The organism is Holdemania sp. 1001095H_141210_F2, from assembly GCF_015558105.1.
Classification (GTDB): Bacteria; Bacillota_I; Bacilli_A; order Erysipelotrichales; family Erysipelotrichaceae; genus Holdemania.
Genome location: NZ_JADNPO010000007.1, coordinates 86805 through 104995, shown reverse-complemented (window position 1 = coordinate 104995; position 18191 = coordinate 86805). Strand labels below are relative to the sequence as shown.

Here is an 18191-nt window from a genome sequence, read left to right as displayed (position 1 = left end):
TTTATGGCATCGGCGTCTTATTTCCTCACGATCTGCGAGGAAAGTCCATCCTGAAAATGGATTTGTATTCTCCAATCCTTAAGCAAGAATGGGAAATAAAAAAACAGCGGATTGCCGGCGCTGTTTGTTGAGCTTTGGGCAATCCGCTTCCTGTTATTGAATTTTAAATTTCCTTGAAACGGCGTAAGAGGTCCTTCGTGGCTCATCTTTTCCGCAAGGTGCTGCGCAGAGCGTTATAAAGTTGATCCACTTCAAAAGGTTTCGGCAGAAAATCATCCATGCCCGCCTGCACCGCCGCTTCCCGATCTTCCTGGAATGTATTGGCCGTCATCGCAAAAATCAACACGGAACGGGCATCTTCCCGATCCAGCCCGCGCAGTTCGCGAACCGCCGTCATCCCGTCTTTCACCGGCATGTTGACATCCATTAAAATCAGATCGAAATATCCCTGCGGCCGGGCCTGAAACAGATCAAGCGCCTGCTGCCCGTTTTCCGCCCGTTCCACGATCACATTTTTCAATTCCAGCAGCTGGATCGTGATCTCGGCGTTAATGTCGTTATCTTCCGCCAGAAGGATCCGCATCCCATCCAGATCCAGTTCCGTTTCCGGGACTTCCGGCTCGCAAACCTGCGGCGCTTCGCTCAGCGGCAGCTTGATTGTAAAGTAAAAGTCAGAACCTGCGCCCAGCTTACTGTTCACTTTCAATTCGCCGCCCATCAGCTGAACGAGACTGCGGCTGATCGCCAGACCCAATCCGGTTCCCGGCGTCTGTTGATTGCGGTTGTCCGCCTGTTCAAATGACAGAAAAATCTTCTCCTGCTCAGCCTTGCCGATGCCGATGCCCGTATCCTTTACGCTGAAATACAGCTCGCCGGACTGATCGGTCAGCCGTTTCTCGGCAACGCTCAGCTTGATCCGTCCCCGCTCAGTATATTTGCAGGCATTCGATAACAGATTGGTCAGGATCTGACTTAACCGCAGTTCGTCGCCGATAAACCAGGTATCTTCCAAAGCGATGTCAAATTCCAGTTGATTGCCTTTCTCCCGGGCCTGCATTTCAAAGATATCCTGCATCTGCTTTAAGATCCGTGACAGATCCAGCGGCCGGGCCTCGATTTTCATCTTCTGATTTTCGATTTTCGACATATCCAGCGTATCATTCAGCAGCGAAAGCAGAAATTGAGAGGACGCATCAATTTTCGTCAGCTTTTCCTCAATCGCCGGCGTCGCCTCGCCGGAAAGCAGCGCGAGGTTCGTCAAACCGATAATCGCATTCATCGGCGTGCGGATCTCATGCGACATCCGCGAGAGGAAATCCGACTTCGCCCGGCCGGTTTCAACCGCTTTTTCCAGCTGCAGCCGCATCATCCGGGTCTTCATCTGCGAGCGGTAATAAACCAGCAGCGCCGCAAAGATCAGGCCGATCCCCCCGACGCATACGCTCAGCATCATCAGCGGATTTGAATACAGCAGCGATTTGATCGTCACTGCGCTCTTTCGAATCTGAAGCAGGTTCTGCGACACCAGACATTCTTTTTCCATTTGTGAGAAATTATGAATAGCCTTGCTGAAGATCGAGTAAAGCAGCACATCGGCAGGCTGCGGCATCGCCAGCGTCACTTCCTCATGATCGTTGTTGAGCGTGATCAGGTTGATATTGGCATAATAATCACGGGAGTAAAAATCCTCCGCAAAGGCAGCCGGCATCCGCACATAATCTGCCCGGCCTTCATTGACCGCCCGAATGCAGTCCAGATAAGTCTTATAAAAGCGAATCTTATCCTCCGGCTGAGTCGGCTTCATCGTGATGCCTTCCGGCACAGCCATCGTCATACTGGCCGAAGCTGAGGTGCGCTTATTCATCAGCACGACCAGATCCAGTCGGGCATAGCTCGGAGTCCGCGTCCAGCCGGACTGATCGGCAGCCTGGTCGTCGTTGAGATACATGCCGATCAAATCCGCCTTTCCTTCACGGACCAGCGTTTCCAGTTCTGTCATCGTTTCGCCGTATACATATTCGAAATTCAAATTTGTCCGCTGCGTGATCAGCTGAAGACAGGAGGGCAGAATGCCCTTGAGCTGACCGCCCTCCTGATACAACAGCGGATAGTTTTCTTTCAGCGCCGCGACCCGCAGGGTTGGCGACTGGGCAAGGTAAGCTTTTTCCTCCGCTGTAAAATCAATCCTGTTCACGTAATCCTGCGGAAAATATTTTTGATACAATTCGTCCGCAAAGTTGGGATTCGCTGAATAAATCGCATTCATGGCCGCGGAGAGCTGCTCGCACAAATCCGGCCGGTTAAGCGAAGTCACCAGATAATAAGGATCGGCTTCAAATTTTGCGGCAACATTATAATCTTCTTCCAGATAAACGTCGTTGCCCAGCATCAGATCCACTTCCTGATTGTCCAGACAATTAACATAAGCCTGCGCGTCGGAATAATAGACCAGTTCACAATCCAGTTTGTTGAACGACAGAAATTTGTTCAGCCGCTCGATTTTAGCCGTCGCCCTGCTGAAAACGCCGATCTTCTTGCCGTTGAGCGTGGAATAATCAAAGCTCTTGATCGTCGAATCGCTTTGCGGATAAATCAGCAAGTTATAATTGGAGCCCATGATGTATTCCGGGTAGCAGTACAAATCACGAATTCCCTCGATTTTATACATGCCGCCCATCAGATCATACTCGCCATCCGCCATGCCTTTTAAAAGATCGTTGGCAGAACCGGTGATGAATTCGTATTTCCATCCGGTATACTTGGCAATTTCATGCAGCCAGTCATACACCGCCCCGCCATAGGTGCCGTCTTCATAAATTTCACTGATCCCGGTGTTTTCAGGGAAAGCAACTTTTAATACTTCCCCATCGTCTTCTGAGGACTGGGCTTTGGCCGCTGAGGGAACAAAACAAAACACCGTCAGGAAGACGACGGCGAACAAACAGCTTATTTTCTTTAACCTTGAAATCATACGCAACCTCCGGCTGAAATTCAGCGTTTAAACCTGAGCTGCGGAGTGGTCCGGCAGCTCTGCCGACGGTTATATTTTAGAGCATTCCTAACGATTTGAAAACACAAAATTTCCGGCTTACTTCTTTCTGCCTGAATTTACGTTTTTTCCACAGGAAAATAATACGATTCCCTTCTGAAGGGCAGTTTTTCACAACTTCGGCTGCGTTTTAGCGGAAAAGACTTCGCCTGAATTCTGCCCGTTTTCCCGCTTTGTGTTCCGCAAAGTTCAGACTTTCCTGATCACTGCTTCATTCAGGCGTCATGGTTCCGTCCTGTTCGTTTCGCGAAGCGTGAATTTCTCTGAAAGTCCTTGCCTGCGGTTTGAATTTGTTTGTTTTTTCAGCTTTTGCATCAGCGCTTTATCAATTTCAAATCCGAACAGCCTGCTTCCTTGCGAAAAAAAGAATGGCGCAGGAAAAAAAATGCTGCGGAATTCCGCAGCTTCTTACTTGCGGCAAGGCAGAATTTCTCCTGCAAAGAAACAGGCTGAGACAAAGCGTTGTTATCATGCTTTGTCCAGCCTGTCTTTTTTCTCTTTGCCCAAATTAGAATAAGAATTCTTACGCAGCGTAAGGCGCCTGTTTCAGGGCCGCAGGCCGGAGCCGCCCTGCAGCGTGATCGTTTCGCCGCTGATATAGGAAGCATCCTCGCTTGCCAGAAAGACGCATGTCCTGCCGATATCTTTCTCCGCATCGCCGAACCGGCCTAACGGAACTCCCTTGATCGTTTTGGCATAGACATCCGGATATTCTTCTTTCCATTTCCGCAGCTGTTCCGTTTCCACCAGCGGACAAACGACATTGACATTGATGCCGAATTCGCCCCATTCAGTCGCCGCTACCCGCGATAAACCGCGGATGCCTTCTTTTGCCGCGGCATAGGAAGCTTGCCCCAAACGGCCGGCCAGACCTGCGCCGGAAGCAAAATTAATCACACTGCCTCGCGTTTCCTTCAAATAAGGGAATGCCGCACGCATCATGAAGAAAGTCGCGTACAAACCCGAATTAATCGCCAAATCGAAATCCTCCCGGGTATGATCCGCAAGCATGACGCCGGATTTGGAAGCCTGAGCATTGTTGATCAGCACATCCAGCCGGCCTGTCATTTCGATCGCTTTGGCGACAACCTTCGCCGCTGTTTCCTCCTGCCCCAGATCGCCCGCAACATAACCGACGCGGATACCATAAGCCGATTCCAGCTTTTCCCTGGCGCTGAGCAGCGCGGATTCCTGACGGCCGGTAATGACAATATCGGCTCCCTCCTTCGCAAAAGCTGTTGCAACGCCGAAGCCGATGCCTTTTCCTCCGCCGGTGATGATGACGGTTTTAGATTTCATTCTCATCGAAATTCTCCTTCTGTTGTTTTTCTATTCTGTTTTAAATAACTCGTTTTCCAAGCGCGTCAGATTTTTTCAAACGCGGAAGCCGGAGCACTGCAAATCGGGCAGATAAAATCCGGCGGCAGAATTTCGCCTTCATAGACATAGCCGCACAACAAGCAGCGCCATCCTCCGGTTTTCTTTGGTTCTTCCTGATAGCTCGGCGCATTCTTCGGCGTCTTGCCGTTTTTGACCTGATGATAATATTCGTAAGTCATAACCGGTTGGTTATCCAGGACTTCACAGCCGATCACTTCGGCAATAAACATGACGTGCGTTCCCAGATCCACCGTTTTTACAACTTTGCAGGAAAAGCGGGAAGCGGCGTTTTCTTTCACAAATGGCAGGCCCTGTTCGTCGATACCGCAATCCAGCCCGGCGAACTTATCGGTATCGCGGCTGCAGTGAAAACCGAACCGGCCGATCAATTCCATCCCGGCGCTCTGTTCCAGAACGGAAACCGCAAACTTTCCGCTCTTTTCGATCATTTGTTCCGTCGCGTTGTTTTTATTCAAAGTTACGCTGACCTGCGCCGGCGAACTGGTCACCTGATTGAATGTATTTGCGATACAGCCAGCCTGTTTGCCTTCGCTTTCAGTGCTGATGATATATAAACCATAGCTGAGCTTGAAAAATGCTTTCGGATCCATTGTTCTCCTCCTTAATTGATAATGATTATCACTTTCTATTAGTATTATCTTCCAATAAGTTCTGTTTGTCAACTACTTTAAATTCAATTTCGTCATGGAATTCCGATGTTCGATTATCCAAACAGAATCTGGATGTCTTCGCTTTTGTTATCGCCGATGATTCCGGTTTTAAACCCAATCCGGCTGGAAAACAAATTCTCCCGGAGTCGGAGGGCCACAAGAAAAGCAGAACGCTTCTCTGTCATTCTGCTTCTGCTTCCTTAATCTATGATTCCACATTGAGGCCGGATTGACTGCGGCTCCTCCCTGACTGACTTGAACAATTTCTCCCGAATAGATCACGTCCGCTCCCTCGTCAACGGTTTACAGTGCGGTACCCTTTTCAGGGATTGAGAAACGGCTGACGTCGACGCCTTCCCGCTGCAACAGGAAAATTTTTTTATCCAGCCCGCCGGCATATCCCGTCAGACTTCCGTGAGTGCCGACAACCCGATGACAAGGGATGATGATCGAAATCGGATTGTGCCCGACCGCGCCCCCGACCGCCTGAGCCGACATCGACGCCAAGCCGAACTGCCGGGCCAGCTTCCCGGCGATTTTCCCATACGTCGTGACCTGACCATAGGGAATTTCACACAAGCTTTTCCACACCGCCTGCCGGAATTTACTTCCCCGGGGCGCCAGTCTTAATTCGCTGATCGCGGGTTGTTCCCCCGCAAAATAACGGTCGAGCCAGGCTGACGTCTGAATGAAGACGGCACGGTCAGCTTGTTCCTGCGCCGCTTCCCGCAGCGTACTGCGATAATATTTCTGGCCTTCCAGCCACAACCCGATCAGCTGATTCTCATTCTCTGCCAGAAGCAGATCGCCGAGCGGGGAAGCGTAATGCGTCGTATAAATCATCGTGAGCCTCCTTTTCAAACCTCTTTCTTATCCTAGCCAATGACAGAATGAACGTCGTTCATTCCTGCACCCGCACCAGCGATTTGCGTTTTACGGGTTTGGACTGAACCGGTTTCGGCGCGTAATCCTTCATGCCTTCCACCGCTCCGCCCGCAATCACCCACAAATACAGACTGGCTACGCTGCCGTACGGACTGAACCGGCGGCGGTATTTCGCAAACAACTTGCGGTCGATTTTCCGATGATGATACACCATCCGCAATCCGCGCAGGATCGCCAGATCGCCATAGCTGAATACGTCCGGCCGCTGCAGACAGAACAGAAGAATCATTTCTGCAGTCCACACGCCGATCCCGTTCAGCGAAACAAGCTGCCGGATCACTTCCGCATCAGGCAGCCGCGGCAGCTGGTCCAGATCCAGCTCGCCGGTGGTTACTTTCCGCGCGCAATCCTCGATATACGCCGCTTTTTTATACGTCATGCCAAACGCCTGCAGTCGCTCAATCCCGGCCGCCAATATCGTTTCCGCTCTGATTTCGCCCAAGCCGTCCCGCATCCGCTGCCAGATTGTCTGCTGAGCCTTCGTAGAAATCTGCTGCCCGACGATATGATGCACGATTGCCGAAAACAGATCGGTATCGACAGCCCGTTCAATCGGACCGATCTGATCGATCAGCGCGCCCAGCTTCGGATCCCGCTGCTTTAAATATTCAATTTCCGTTTTCCCATAACGGAAAATCGGTTCTTTGGTTTCACTCATCCTGCGATTCCTGTCCTTTTCTTTGCATTGAACTTTGAAGTTCATTCTGGAATTCATATCAAATGGCTGTCCGATCAATCGGCCTTCCGTTTCCAGATTTCCGGCCTCAGCCGCAGCGACGCAAGGTTTTTAACGGAAAGTTTCCCGGAACCCGTGTTCTCCTGACGATAAATCAAAAATAAACTCATCCCCAGACAGACGATGCCCGCAAACCAGAACGGACGGTCCCACTGCACCACCAGATGAATCCGGTCCCATCCCTCAGTAATTTTGGCAATATCCGGAATCAACTTTTCCGCCTTAAAGAAATAATAATCCAATTTCTGCACAGGAAGCACGCTGCCGTAAAAGCCCAGTAATAAAAGGATCAAGACTCCGGCGGTACGATCCTGCCGGCGCCACCGCCAGATAAACAACAGACCTGCCAGCGCCGTCACGATCAAGACTGAAATCACGGCCGGATAGAGCTGCGACAGACGCGCGTAGCTTTGCGGCGGCAGTTCCGTCCAATCCCATTGCAACGATTGTCTGAATACAATCACGGATAGAATCAGAATGCTCAGTCCCAGCCAGATCATCGACTTGATCAGTTTGATCCAACCGGAAGTGCTCGCGTACCAGTTCACTTTCCAATTCAGAAGCAGAAACACCGTCAGCGACACCAGCATCCCCGGCAGCCACATCGCCTGCGTCAGCAGCGATTGAACTTGTAAAGCAACCGGATACTGCATCTTCTCCTGCAAAGCAAAATAATAGGGGTTCACTGCTCCAGTAAACGGCACTGGTCCTACATACCGCAGCAGTGACAGATAAATCCACTGGGCCGCAAGCTGCGTCACGAAAAAGAATCCGGAGCCGCTGTAAATCATACCGCTGAGTCTGTTCATCGGCAGCCGCAGCATCACAACGATCATCCCCAGAATCAAAAACACCGTCAGCCCCGCCAAAGCCAGAAGATTGCTCTGCTGAGGCTGCAGCCGGCGTCCGATTTCCGCAGCGAAAATCAGCACCAGACCGATTCCGATGATGACCTGCGGCTGCTGAGCAAACCGCATCCCCGGCTGTTTCCTTGTTCTATGACCTAAAATTTCATCCGTCGTGACGCCCAGACTGTCCGCCAGCTTGGGCAGCAGCGTAATTTCCGGATAACCCTCGCCCCGTTCCCATCGGGAAATGGCGCGGTTGGTGACGTTGAGCTGATCGGCCAGCTGCTGCTGTGTCAGATTCCGCGCTTTGCGCAGCTGTGCGATGCGTTTTCCCATGGTTTCCGCATCCATTCTCAATCCCTCCTTTTCCTCGCCTTCATTGTACGATTAACCCGGGGGATGAGCGCAATCCATGCCTGCTTGACTTTGTCCACGAATCATGGATTTCCGGTCGATTCCACCGTGAACTTCAGGGTTTGAATCTTTATTCGTAGGTTCCCCGCACCCGCAGCTGCTTGTCCTTCATCATCAGCTGACCGCGGGCGATCACGGTGTCGATCGCCAGATCCTTGTCCAGCAGCACGATATCCGCGTCCATCCCTTCCTGAAGCCGGCCCTTGCGGCTTAACTGCAGCGCGTCAGCCGGATTGCTTGTGACATAGCTCAGCGCCTCGGCTAAATCAAACTCGTTCTCCTTGACCATCCGTACAAGCTGTTCGTGCAGCGCTTTGACGCTGGACACCCCGATCTGAGTCAAATTGCCGCGCGCGTCATAAGTAGACCAGCTGCCTTGACCATCCGAGCTCACCGTGATCCGGCATGTATCCAGTCCCCGTTGTTTGGCAGCCTCAATATAATCCCCGCAGCTCTTTTCTTTGCGCGAGCCGGCGGTCAGATCGATCCAGCCGCCCAGCTCCAGAAAATCCAGCGCCTGTTCAAACAGCATCGGGTTGCGCGTCACATGCGTCGGATGGAAAACCTTCGCCGGGATCGCCGTCTGCTTTATCGCGTCGAACACCTTGTTCAACCCCTGCGGATCATCGCCCATGTGCAGCGTCACAATTCCCGCCTTGCCGGAAAGCATGCCCGCGACACGAGCGTCGGAAGCCAGCCGGATCAGCTCATCCAGCGTCACATTGGAGCTGCGGTGATCGGCCAGCGCCAGCTTCACGCCAATCACCTCGTCGATAAACAGAATGTCTTTTTTCACATCGCCCGTCAGCGTTACGCTGGGATAACTGTACGAACCAGTCAGGCAATAGACGCTCAGTCCTTCCTCTTTCAGCGCCTTGGCTTTGGAAACCAGATTTTCCACGGATCGTGAAAAACCATCGGTGCCCAACAAGCCGACCAGGGTTGTGATGCCGCCTTCAATCAGAGAAGAAAGCTGAACTTCCGGCGTTTTCGTATGAAAGCTGCCTTCGCCGCCTCCGCCGGTGATGTGAATGTGCTGGTCGATCAAGCCGGGAACCGCAATCTTCCCGGACGCGTCGATCTCCTGCACCTGCCCGCAATCCAGATGTTCTGCCATCTTCACAATTTCGCCGCCGGCGATCAAAATATCCTGACGTCCCGCAAACTGCGGGGCATAAACCTCTGCCTGTCGTAAAACAATCATAAATGCCTCCTGTTTTTCTTTCATTTTATCACGACAAGACGTGTCGGAACAGAGCGGAAAGGGTATAATGGAATCAGAATAAAGCGAGGAATCGAACAAATGGGAGAACTTCTGAATTTCGCCATTTTGGCGACAGCCATTTATTTCGGATTATTTTTAATTTTTTATCTCAGCGATAAGCGGCGGATTTTTAACGGGGTGCTGCTGACATTCGGACTGTTTCTGATTCTGGGTGATCTGACGCTGCTGGCACTGAATGCCCAGAATTCATTCTGGCTGTTAGCCGGGATCGGGCTGTTTCTGTTCGCCTTGTTTCTCTTTCCGATCCTGTCGCTGATTCTGGGGGCGGTCCTTTTGATGCGTTCGCCGCAGCTATGGGCAAAGGAGGGCGTCAGTGTCCAGCACAGCCTGTCGCTGATCTTCGGTCTGGCATTTCTGCTCGGCTGGTTTATTATTCCGATAGGACTCTCCCATTCCCAATCCCTGCCCTGGATTCTCAATCTGACGTTTTTAGCCGGCGCGGTGTTGTACTTCTATCTGATCTTCACCTTTGTCTGTTATCTGGTGTCCAGCTGGCTGTTCAAGCTCAACCGGCCGCTGCTGAATCAGGATTTTCTGATCATCCTCGGCTGCAAGGTGACCGATCAGGGTTTGACGCCGTTGTTAAAGCAGCGCTGCGATCGGGCGTTAGCCTTCTATTGGCGGCAGGAAGCCAGAAAGCACCGCTTTTTCCCGGGAAGAAAAAAAGAACTGATTCTGATCCCCTCCGGCGGTCAGGGACCGGACGAGCCGCGGGCGGAAGCGGAAGTGATGAAAGACTATTTGTTGGAACAGGGTGTACCGGAAACGCGGATTATGGTGGAAAACCAGTCGGTCAACACGTACGAAAACATGGTCTTTTCCAAGAAAATCATGGATCAACAGAAAAAGCGTTATAAATGTCTGTTCTGCACGAGCGATTATCACGTCTTCCGCGCGGGTTTGTTATCCCGCAAGGCCGGGATTCGCCGATGCAGCGGAATCGGCTCGCGCACCGTCGCTTATTTTTCCTATAACGCGTTTATCCGGGAGTATGTCGCGGCGATGATGATGCATAAAAAATTTCATCTGATCGCTGCCGGAATTCTATGTCTGCCCTGGATCTGTTCGGCGCTGGTGCTTCTGGCAGCCCTGATCCTCCGGCTGCTTTAGCGCTTTTATTCAACGTGCTCCAAAGCTTTTCTCTAATGTCGAAGGAGGGCAGCGGTCTTTGCGGAGTATAAATTAAGAATATAAATAAAGATCGGAGCTCCGTTTCAGGAAATCCGATCTTTTCACACTCATCGCCGCCAGCCGCTATTCAACCGCTTCGCCCGCCAACAGCCGATCCAGCTTCCGCTTGATTGGCAGCGCGATCAATAACGTCGCCACCTCCGCGAAGGTGATCGTCAGCCATACGCCCAGCTCGCCTAAAAATTTTGGGAACACCGCCAGACCGAGCAGGATGAAGATCAATCCCCGCATCAGCGCGATCATCGTCGTTACCTTAATACTTTCCACCGATTGAAAGTAATACATCAGAACTGTATTCACCGCCGTAAATACAAACGAAATAAAGTAAATCCGCGCCGCCCAGACGCCGTGGCCGATCAAGCCGGCATCGGAGGAACTGATGAAGAAACCGATGATCGGCTGCGGGAAAATCAGAATCAACAGATAACAGCCCAAGGAGAAAATTAACGCGCAGACTAACGCCGTTCTCAGCGTGGCCTGCACGCGCTTGATCTTCCGCGCGCCGTAGTTGACGGAAAGCATCGGCTGGGCCGCTTGGGAAATTCCGTTAAAAATGCCTTTTCCGACATACGCGATATTTGAGATGATCGCGAATACCGCCACGGCGTCCTGACCGCTGACATCCAGCAGCACGATGTTGAAGAAAATCACGACGCAGCCCAGGCTCAATTCCAGAATAAACGTACCGACGCCGTTTTTGAAGATCCGCTGCAGCAGTGAGAAATCCCAGAAACGCCTTGTAAACGTAAATGTATTTTTCTTTAACAGGTAATGGAAAATCCAGATACTCATGGCGACGCAGGGGCCCAGCGCCGTCGCGGCCGCCGCGCCGAACAGCCCCCATTGAAAGACGGAAACAAACAGCCAGTCAAAGATAATGTTGGTCGCGTTGCCGCATACCGCCGCTAACATGACCAGCTTCGGGTTGTAATCCGCGCGAATGATGACCTGCATCGTACAGTTGAGAATATAGATCAGCGCGACACAATGCAGGGGCTGTAAATAATCTTTCACTCCCTGCATCAGCTGCGGACTGGCGCCGAGCATCCGCGCGAAGGCGTCTGGAAAAAGCAAACCGTAGGCGCTCATCACCATGCCGATCAGCATGCAGCACAAAACAGTCAGCGTAAACACCTTGTCGACCTGTTCCTTTTGCCCCTTGCCGATCAGCACGGAAATGGTCACCGCGCCGCCAACCCCCAGCATTAAGCCTAACGAAGAATAAATCGTATAGACCGGCATCGCGATGTTAAATGCCGCCAAGCCCTGCGCGCCGATGCACAAACCGACGAACATGACGTCGACGATGCAGTAGACCGAATTTGTCAGCATCCCCACGATCGTCGGAATCAGATAGGAAACATACGTCTTTTTAATATCCCCCGATAATAAAGTTTCTTCTTTCTCCATAACCTTCTCCTTATCCCGAAAACAGAATTCAGTGTAGCATATCAGTCTGAAAAAGTCACCCGTTTCCGGTAAGAATTTCCTGCATTTGTAAAGGGTAGATGAATAAAAATTTCACGATAAAAAAATCCGCGCCGGAAGCCATCGGAAACGGATTTTTACACCTGTGATCAAAACTGGAAGGGACAGCTTACAAACTCCATTAATTCGCCAGGACATCGCCTTCATCCCGGATCCGCTGGCGGGCGTCGTCCGTTTTCAGCCATTCAGGCAAAATCCACGCCGGACAGTCCAGCGCCTCGTCCGCCCGGATCACCGCGTTAAATTCATGGATCAGTGAATATTGATCCCTGGCGATAGAATCAGAATCCGGTCTCACGCCGTCTGCAGCCAACAGCTTGACGTCGGAATGATCCATCCTTTCTTAAAGAGTGAACACCTGTGGGATTGACTTTGAGAACGAAGTTCTTCCTGAAAAATGAAATGGACACCGCGGCTGGTTCTATGCCGGAAATCGCGGCAGGCGCTGCGGTTTCTTCCCGAATGGGAGCGGAAGCCGTCTGACTGCTGTCAAAAACAGCCGGGTCGTCAGCACAGCCGACGCTGACTTCAAACCAAGCATGATTTTCATCTTCTTTTATTGAGTGGGAAACAGCCCCTGATCGCTTAACCACCGCTTCCCTGGTACACTTAACAGCCAGTCGGTAATTCCCGCAATCGTTGCGTCCGAGGCGGTGTTGCTTGCCAGCAAGACGGGGAGTTTCAGCGGATATTTCCCGTTTTCCAACGTTTTCGCATTTGCCGATGCGCCGTTGACGCGAAGGAGCTTGAGATCGGGCGACGGATTGACCTGACTGACCAGAAGCCGGCTGGAAAAGCCCAGCGCGTCTGAGGTGGGAGTGAAAGCCGCAACCGCCTGACGCACGACGCCGGCCCGCTCATAGAACCAGTCCAGCGTTGGATTGACAATCGAAACGCCCTGCATGACCTGACGTTCAAACGCCGTCTGCAGACCGCTGTTTTCATCCTGTGCGTAAATCCGGATCGGCTGGTCCAGTCCGCCGACCTGCTTCCAGTTGGTAATCTTCCCCGCGTAAATATCGCGGATCTGGTCCAGACTCAGCGAATCGACGGGATTTTCGCTGCCGGTGATCAACACCAGCGCGTCATAGCCGATCGTCTGCGCCTGCCACAGCGTATCATAATCCTGTAATTCCCGACGCATCGCGGCGGAAGGCTCATAGGCCAAAATCATCCGCGGCTGCGGATTGACCACCTGAATCAGGCTGCGCCAGGCCGCCTGCGTACTGCCGCTGGCCTCGGGCGGAAGCCAGTCTGGATCCGGACTCAGCTGCCGATGCAAATTCTGAAGTAAGGACTGCAGCGGCCAGGAAGCCGCCGCCAGCGGAAAACTTTCGGCCTGATATGCCGGCTCGGGTTCAGACTTTGCCACGCAGCCATTCAATACCAGACCGGCTGCGATCAACAATCCCGCTATTCGTTTCATCCCGCATTCCTCCTTAATCATCCCAACCCAGACTGTAAACCGACCGCTTTACAAGCCACTCGCCCTGCCCGTTGATCAGACCGGCTTCCTCACCCCGCAAGACGGCGAAGCGATCCTGCCCACGGCTGAAAATCCGACTCGCCCCGGCAAAGATCACATTTCCGTTTAAATCCAGAATATCCGTCAGCTCCGCGTTCTTAACGCTGCGCGATGCCAATAAATAATCCATCGGTTCGATCAGATAGTCCTGCAGCGTTGCGATCGCCAGCGTTTCATAAGTTTCGGCCGGGATTACGATCTGCAGAGTTGCATCGAGCATCCCTGTCCGGATCTTGCCTTCCGGATTATAAGCCTCGTAGAAATAAAAACCTTCCCGATCGCAATACAATCCTGACAATCCTGGAATCGTCTGAGACTTTAAGACCTGCCCGTTCCGGTCGATCACCATCGCGGTTTCCGCTTCGACCGCCAGAAACTGTTCGGCCCGGGCCTTCGACGACTGCGGCTGGGCGCTGATCAGATCTTCGGCGCAAAACAGTTCGTTGCCATCCACATCAAGCAGGCGCATGGTTTCTTCGCCGGTCTGCGCGTTTTCACCATAGACGATCAGCACTTCGCCGTCAAAATACGTAAACTCCTGTTCCGGATCGACGACATAGACCGGTTTGAGCGTATCCGCGCTGATGATTTCAGTCCGGTTTTTCTGATAGGTAATAAAATACGGACCATGCAGCCCCTTATAAACCATATTGATGCGCGGCGCGCTGAACAGCGGATTCAGGTTGACGTCCAGCAGCGTATCGGTCCGGCGCGCCTCATTGTCCAGAAAGCTGACCGAGCTGGCGACAATCCGTCCCAACGCCGCTTCCGGATCATAATACGTTTCTGCGGCCGGAAATCCCGATACCGCCCGGCCTTCACGATCGACGACGCCCAACAGCCGGCGGTCTTTGTCCAGCGCGATCAGATGTTCCTCGTCAATCGCTTTCAGCTGAAAGATCGCCTCCTGCACCACCGTCTGCGTCACGCCGTCCACCAGCGCAGTCCGGTAGGTTTCCGGAAGATCCATCATCGAATCAAATTCGTCGGCGTAGTCGCGCCGAATGACCAGACGGCCGGCGCCGCCCTCGTAAATCACATCATCCCAATCAGCCAGACACTCATCCTCCAGCGAGAACAACGCCGACTGGTTGGTATAAACAGGCTGCCCATATTCGTCCGTTTCCCCGTCCAGATACCGCCTCGTTTTTACTTTGTATTGCGGCTGGCGTGTCAGCTGATCGTAAATCAATGCTGATTGGGACTGCGCGCCGACCGTTTCGCCATCGCGGTTCACCAGCCAGATCCGCCCCGGCGTCAGTTCAATCGGATACACGCGCGCCTGTTCCGTTAAGCTTAAATTCTCTTCTTCCGGCCGCTTCAAAACTTCCTCACCCGGTTTATTTTCCTCATTCTGCATCGCTTTCCTCATCGCCGGAGCGCAGCCGCCTAAAAGCAGAAGTCCGGTTATGAGAAAGCAGTACAGTCGTTTCCAAGGTTGCGCCATAGCCATCCCTACCTTCTAATTGAACGTTTTCCGATCTGCCCCGCGGCTTTTCCGTAAAACGGATTGATCGTCATAAATTCCTGAACATATCACATCTTCGCTGCGCAGCTTGCAAGCCGACGTTTTATTCCAAACCGGTCTTCCGGTTTCACCTTTATTTTACCATTATCCGAACAACCCGACTCTTACACTTTTATTACGGTCATTTTAGCAGGAATATCCAACTTCTGTACAATCCAGAATCTTCCGGTTTCAAAGACTACCGCCGGTCTGTCATCCATAAAAAAACGGCCGATCAAAAGAATCAGCCGCGTGAACCGATTTTAAAACAGCCTGTCTCAGGCAGCGGCAGGAGTCTGCGCCCACTTCAGGACATAGTTCTGAAAATGCCGGACCGCCGGACTTAAATAATGATGACGCAAATAAATCAAATGGATATACCGGTAATTTTTCGGATGATCCAGCCGCAGGATATTCACCGTCGGCAGCTGCACGGCGGGCGACAGCGACACGATCGCGATTCCCAGATCCATCGCGACCAGTGAAGCGATCATGCTTTCTTCCGTTGCTTCTTCAGCCACCTCCGGTTTTAAGTCTGCTTCCTCAAACAAATCGAGCACAATCTTCCGCATCCCGGTATTGCGGGTATGCAGGATCAGCGGCTGCGCCGCAACCTGCTCTAACGATAAAGATGAAACGCCCTGCCAGCGCGCTGTTTTCGGCGTCAGCACGACCAGCTCCTGACGGAACACCGGATCCGATCCAAACCGTACGGGATCCCGGGGCTCAGAGCCCAAAGCCAGATCCAATGTTCCTTCCTCCAGCTGTTCCAACAAGGTGACCGTCGTTCCTTCATAACAGGCAAAGCGCGTCTGCGAACCGGTCGCCTGGCGATAGTCTGCCAACAGCTGCGGCATCATCCGCGCCTGTAAAGAAGACACAAACCCGATATCAATCCGCAGATTCAGCTCCGACTGCATCCGCTGTAAAGCAGAGCGCCCTTCCTCCAGACTTTTGAGCGCTTTCTGAACATAGTCCAGATAAAGCTTCCCCTGCCGGGTCAGCACGACGTTGCGGCCTTGTTTCTCAAACAAATCGACGCCTAACTCCTGTTCCAGATTGGCGATCGCTTTGGACAGACTGGGCTGAGCGATATTCAGTTTTTCACTGGCCCGGCTTACATGTTCAAGCTGAGCCAGCGTTTCAAAATAAATCAGCTGATTCAGGTTCATAACGAATTCCTCTTTTTCTTTATTATACTTAAATTTATAGCTTCCAGCTATGAATATTTTCTATTTTATTTCTTTATTCACAAAATTGATATGCTTACAATAAAAAGGCAACTCAGGAGGAAAGAAAAGCAATGAAAAAGAATTGGACAATCAAGACCGGCAAAGCGCTGGCCGCCTGTCTGCTTGCATTCTCGTTAGCGGCGTGTTCCGGAACGCCGAAGAACGAAGAACCGGCATCCGGGCAGTACAAAGCGGGAACCTACACGGCTTCCGCCCAGGGCAATAACGGCCCGGTAGAACTGGAAGTCACCTTCACCGCCGACGCGATCAGCAGCGTCGTCGTCAAAAATCAGCAGGAAACCGAAGCGATCGCATCCGCGCCGCTGACCTCGATTCCGCAGGCGATCGTTGACGGACAGACCTTGGCGGTCGACGTCGTATCCGGCGCCACGCATACCAGCGAAGCGATTTTAGCCGCGGTGGAAGACTGCGTCACGCAGGCTGGAGGCGATGTGGAAGCCTTGAAGAAGGCCGGAAACAAAACGGCGGCAGAAAAAGAAGCCAAAACCTTGGATACCGATCTGGTCGTTGTCGGAGGCGGCGCAGCGGGCATGGCTGCGACAATCCGGGCTGAAGAATCAGGCTTAAACGTCGTCTTGGTGGAAAAGATGTCGTTTATGGGCGGCGCGATTTCGATCAGCGGCGGCAATCAGGTCGTGATGGGCAGCGACCTGCAGAAGCAGGCCGGCGTGAGCGACGATTCAGTCGAAAGCATGGTTGAGGATTTCATGGCCAACGGCGCAAACCTGAACGTTGGGGAACTGATCCAGCTGTACGCAGAGAATGTCGGCGCAACGACCGACTGGCTGCATGACAGTGTTAAGCTGAACTTTGATCTGGACGGCGGACTGCACAAGCTGGCGGAATATTCGCACGACCGCGAATTAGCGTATGAAGGCGGCGGCGCGGGAGCCGCGAAAGTGCTGCGGGAAGCCGTCGAAGCCAGCGGCGCGGAAGTTCTGTTGAGTACACGCGCCAGCGAGCTGATCATTGACCAGACCGGCGCAGTTGTCGGGGTCAAAGCGGCGGATGAGAAAACAGAGTATACGATCAACGCCAAAGCCGTGCTGTTAGCGACCGGCGGTTATGGCAATAACAAGGATCTGTTAAATGACGAGATGAAAAGCGCGCTGTATTATGGACCGGCGTCCTCCACGGGCGACGGCATCGTGATGGCCACGGCGGAAAACGTTAACGCGGCAACCCGATTGATGGAATACGGCAAACGTTATCCCAACGGCATCGAAGTCTCCGAAGGCATCGCGAAGTCCACGATCGCCGGCAACATCGCGGCCTTCAGCGAAAGCGCAATTCTGATCAACAAGGAAGGTCAGCGCGTCGTCAATGAAAAAGCGTCGAACCGGACGATTCTGGAAACCGAATTGAAGCAGACGGACGGCATGTTATACCTGTTGATGGACGCCTCCACCTTCGATCTCTTTAAAAGCAAGCTGGCTACCGGCGGAATCTCCGAAGGCGATATCAACGGCTGGCTGGACAATAACGGCAAGACGACGCCAGTCTTCGCGCATGCGGATTCTTTGGCGGAACTGGCCGGAATCGTCGGCATGGACGCCCAAGCGCTGGAAAATACCGTTACGACGTACAACACCTTTGTGCAAAACGGCAAGGATGAAGAATTCGGACGCGCTGCCGAGTATCTGACAAAAGAGATCGGTGAAGGCCCGTATTATTTAGTCGAACAGAAACCGCGCTTTGCGACAACCATGGGCGGTCTGGTTGTGACGACAAATTTGGAAGTGAAGAATACTTCCGACACGGTTATTCCGGGGCTGTACGCGGCGGGTGAAACCGTCGGCGGCGTCATGGGCGACGATTCCCCATCCGGCGCCAACAACGGCTGGGCGCTGACCTCCGGCAAACTGGCCGCGGAAGCGATCGCCGCAGCCTTAAACTAAC

14 protein-coding genes are annotated in these 18191 nt (G+C 52.6%); 2 read left to right on the top strand and 12 right to left on the bottom strand.

Going from position 1 to position 18191, the window contains the following annotated elements:
* Positions 1-202: 202 nt before the first annotated feature.
* The 7 genes from I2G61_RS06580 to iadA all read right to left on the bottom strand — a co-directional run bounded on the left by I2G61_RS06580 (position 203) and on the right by iadA (position 9247).
* Positions 203-2971: an ATP-binding protein gene (locus tag I2G61_RS06580; RefSeq protein ID WP_195397009.1), complete on the bottom strand. Its 2769-nt coding sequence runs from the start codon at positions 2969-2971 to the stop codon at positions 203-205.
* A 624-nt stretch (positions 2972-3595) separates the two neighbouring features.
* Positions 3596-4354: an SDR family NAD(P)-dependent oxidoreductase gene (locus I2G61_RS06575; protein WP_195397008.1), complete on the bottom strand. Its 759-nt coding sequence runs from the start codon at positions 4352-4354 to the stop codon at positions 3596-3598.
* 59 nt (positions 4355-4413) lie between these two features.
* Complete coding sequence (locus I2G61_RS06570; RefSeq protein WP_072684663.1) at positions 4414-5040, bottom strand: flavin reductase; 627 nt, start codon at positions 5038-5040, stop codon at positions 4414-4416.
* 363 nt (positions 5041-5403) lie between these two features.
* On the bottom strand, positions 5404-5943 hold the full coding sequence (locus I2G61_RS06565; protein ID WP_072684662.1) for a methylated-DNA--[protein]-cysteine S-methyltransferase: 540 nt from the start codon (positions 5941-5943) through the stop codon (positions 5404-5406).
* 58 nt (positions 5944-6001) lie between these two features.
* Complete coding sequence (locus tag I2G61_RS06560) at positions 6002-6703, bottom strand: DNA-3-methyladenine glycosylase (RefSeq protein ID WP_072684661.1); 702 nt, start codon at positions 6701-6703, stop codon at positions 6002-6004.
* 74 nt (positions 6704-6777) lie between these two features.
* A complete protein-coding gene (locus tag I2G61_RS06555) occupies positions 6778-7980 on the bottom strand; it encodes a helix-turn-helix domain-containing protein (protein WP_072684660.1) in 1203 nt (400 codons plus the stop codon).
* 133 nt (positions 7981-8113) lie between these two features.
* Positions 8114-9247 carry a beta-aspartyl-peptidase gene (gene iadA, locus I2G61_RS06550; protein ID WP_072684659.1) on the bottom strand — a complete coding sequence of 378 codons (1134 nt, stop codon included), beginning with the start codon at positions 9245-9247 and terminating at the stop codon, positions 8114-8116.
* 99 nt (positions 9248-9346) lie between these two features.
* Between iadA and I2G61_RS06545 the strand changes: the two genes are divergently transcribed.
* Positions 9347-10438 carry a YdcF family protein gene (locus I2G61_RS06545; RefSeq protein WP_072684658.1) on the top strand — a complete coding sequence of 364 codons (1092 nt, stop codon included), beginning with the start codon at positions 9347-9349 and terminating at the stop codon, positions 10436-10438.
* 144 nt (positions 10439-10582) lie between these two features.
* Here the strand turns inward: I2G61_RS06545 and I2G61_RS06540 are convergent, their stop codons facing one another.
* The 5 genes from I2G61_RS06540 to I2G61_RS06520 all read right to left on the bottom strand — a co-directional run bounded on the left by I2G61_RS06540 (position 10583) and on the right by I2G61_RS06520 (position 16211).
* Positions 10583-11929 (bottom strand): MATE family efflux transporter, encoded by a 1347-nt coding sequence (locus I2G61_RS06540; RefSeq protein ID WP_072684657.1) that lies wholly within the window; start codon positions 11927-11929, stop codon positions 10583-10585.
* Positions 11930-12128: 199 nt separating this feature from the next.
* Entirely contained in the window at positions 12129-12344 is a 216-nt protein-coding gene (locus I2G61_RS06535) for a hypothetical protein (RefSeq protein ID WP_072684656.1), read from the bottom strand.
* A 219-nt stretch (positions 12345-12563) separates the two neighbouring features.
* Complete coding sequence (locus tag I2G61_RS06530) at positions 12564-13433, bottom strand: substrate-binding domain-containing protein (protein ID WP_072684655.1); 870 nt, start codon at positions 13431-13433, stop codon at positions 12564-12566.
* 13 nt (positions 13434-13446) lie between these two features.
* Entirely contained in the window at positions 13447-14985 is a 1539-nt protein-coding gene (locus tag I2G61_RS06525; protein ID WP_139248615.1) for a hypothetical protein, read from the bottom strand.
* Between the two features lie 332 nt (positions 14986-15317).
* The gene (locus tag I2G61_RS06520) at positions 15318-16211 is read right to left on the bottom strand and encodes a LysR family transcriptional regulator (RefSeq protein ID WP_195397005.1); all 894 of its coding nucleotides are present in this window, start codon (positions 16209-16211) and stop codon (positions 15318-15320) included.
* Between the two features lie 131 nt (positions 16212-16342).
* Here I2G61_RS06520 and I2G61_RS06515 point away from each other — a divergent pair, with 131 nt between their 5' ends.
* Positions 16343-18190: an FAD-dependent oxidoreductase gene (locus I2G61_RS06515; RefSeq protein WP_195548064.1), complete on the top strand. Its 1848-nt coding sequence runs from the start codon at positions 16343-16345 to the stop codon at positions 18188-18190.
* Position 18191 lies beyond the last annotated feature (1 nt).